The organism is Methanobrevibacter sp. (genome assembly GCF_045577275.1).
Classification (GTDB): domain Archaea; phylum Methanobacteriota; class Methanobacteria; order Methanobacteriales; family Methanobacteriaceae; genus Methanobrevibacter.
On the sequence record NZ_JAZNIB010000171.1, the window covers coordinates 1 to 2,024 of the forward strand.

Annotated in this window: 4 protein-coding genes; all 4 read left to right on the forward strand. The window is 31.6% G+C overall.

Translation table 11 applies throughout. The annotated features are described in order from the left end of the window. Positions 1 to 211 (forward strand): hypothetical protein (locus ACKI67_RS05145; protein WP_407462349.1); only part of this gene is annotated, 211 nt, incomplete at its 5' end. A gap of 116 nt (positions 212 to 327) precedes the next feature. Beyond that, entirely contained in the window at positions 328 to 513 is a 186-nt protein-coding gene (locus ACKI67_RS05150; protein ID WP_407462350.1) for a hypothetical protein, read from the forward strand. 31 nt (positions 514 to 544) lie between these two features. Continuing rightward, positions 545 to 1,297 carry a hypothetical protein gene (locus ACKI67_RS05155; RefSeq protein ID WP_407462351.1) on the forward strand — a complete coding sequence of 251 codons (753 nt, stop codon included), beginning with the start codon at positions 545 to 547 and terminating at the stop codon, positions 1,295 to 1,297. A 27-nt stretch (positions 1,298 to 1,324) separates the two neighbouring features. Further along, positions 1,325 to 1,711 carry a hypothetical protein gene (locus tag ACKI67_RS05160; protein ID WP_407462352.1) on the forward strand — a complete coding sequence of 129 codons (387 nt, stop codon included), beginning with the start codon at positions 1,325 to 1,327 and terminating at the stop codon, positions 1,709 to 1,711. Positions 1,712 to 2,024 lie beyond the last annotated feature (313 nt).

Consider the following 2,024-nt stretch of genomic DNA (forward strand, 5'->3'; position numbering starts at 1 on the left):
AAATGGAGCATATAAAATGACTGATTTAATAAGAACTAATGGAAACTATGGAATATTAGGAAATATGGCTAATAGATTAATATTAAACAATTTAAGTGGAGAAGACAAAAAAGAATATAGGAATTACATCCGAAAGAAAAATCCTGAAGCATATAAAGAATTCTTAAAATTTGAAAAAGAGATAAATGAACAGATGCAAGAAGAAGAGTAACATATTAAAAAATTTTTTATCATGAGTGATTTTGAAACCATTAAAATAACAGAAATTAAACCTGCACAATATAGTGACTGAGGATAGTTTCATTTGAATAATAAGGAGGAATATTTATGGGAGATTTATTATATGATGACGGAGGATATGGTTTACTTGATTTTTTAATAGCAGATAGGTTAAAAGAAATGGATGAGGAAGATGAAAAAAATTATCGTAAGGAGTTAAAAAAGAAGAATCCTCAAGCATACAAAGAATTTTTAGAATTCGAAAAAGAAATATACAATAACATTGAAAGATAAACAGATAAAAGTATCTAACTAAACAAATAATATGATTAAAGAAGGATTTAAAATGTACAGATTATTGCATTCTGATGAATTGTTGCAGAAATACTGTTTGACCGAAGGGGTTGTATGTGAATGTTGTGAATTCCATTTTACAAAGGATGTTCTGGGATTTTACTTCAATGTAGAGCATGGTCAGATTGAAGACCATCTTATTGGCATGATCGACAGGTATTCCCATTCTCCTATAAGAGGATTTGTATACAATGCCTATTGCAAGGATTGCAAAAAGTTCATTTCCACTTACGAAATAAGAGATTTGAATGATGAATATGATATGGAACTTGCATATCACATAACAGCCATTCTCTTGCCAAGGCAACTGGAGTTTGCACAAAAACGGCTGGAAGCATATGAACATATAGCATATAAAATAGACTCAGATGATTTGGAAGGACTGGAAGAAGACTTAAGAAATAACAGAGAATATTTCGAAGACTTGTTTTCAGGGTTGAATGATGCAGGAAGCTTTAAGGAACTTTTAGATGATGAGGAATTTGATATTGATGAATATTTGCTTGTCTATCAAGATGAAGTATACAGGTTAGAGAACACTGCATATTCAATAAATATTGGTGATGAAAGCTTCAATTTCACCTTGGATGGCGAAAAATTGCCTGTCGATATTTGTCCTAACTGCAAGAATAAGGTGAAGGGCTTTGATTTTTTTGATCTTGAATCATGCCCTAACTGTGGAGGAAAGCACATCATTCATAGAATAGGTGCAAATTATGATTGAATCTTTTTAGAATTGTAGGTGATTGATATGGAGAATGAATTGAAGAGGATAGAGGAAAAGTTCCATGAGCTGTTAAGGACTGGACTGGATGATGAGGTCTATGATATTGATGGGGTTGAGGTAACCGAAAGCCTGTTTTCAAAGAGCGATGGGTTCATCATACCCTTCGGTTTCATGCATTACTTTTTAGCCATTGAGGACGATAAGCCTTTATTGTTTCTTAATGTGGCTACAAGGATGGACACCGACTCAATATGCATAATAGACGGCGATTCATATGATTGCTATGATGTGTTCTTAGGAGAGCATAAGGATATAAGCGAAAGGTTCCATGATCATTTGATGAAGCTGGACAAAAGTTCTAGGGACTTAAGGGACATAAGGAAAATAAGGAAAGAGAAACAGGAAAAGTGATTCTCTAATTGCATTGGTTTTCCTTATTTTACAAAAGTTTTTATACTTTGAAACTAAATTTATTGTCATAGGAACTAATCCTAATACTAAACCTTACTCAATTACATATAACCCCCTTTACATATGTTTTTTTTTGAAATTAGGATTAGTTCTTTTTTTACTATTTTTTGCAGATTTCACTTTTTGAAATAATTTCTAATTTTCGGAAAAGTCTTGAAAACTGACTCCTCCTTTTCTCAATGGCTACATAGACTACCTTATTATTTTTTAACATTTTAAACAATTTTTCAAAAAATTAGTTATAAATATTAGG

What these genes read in the sequence shown, in the direction of transcription:
- ACKI67_RS05150 (WP_407462350.1), top strand. Translation starts at nt 328, where the DNA reads ATGGGAGATTTATTATATGATGACGGAGGATATGGTTTACTTGATTTT.
- ACKI67_RS05155 (WP_407462351.1), top strand. Translation starts at nt 545, where the DNA reads ATGATTAAAGAAGGATTTAAAATGTACAGATTATTGCATTCTGATGAA.
- ACKI67_RS05160 (WP_407462352.1), top strand. Translation starts at nt 1,325, where the DNA reads ATGGAGAATGAATTGAAGAGGATAGAGGAAAAGTTCCATGAGCTGTTA.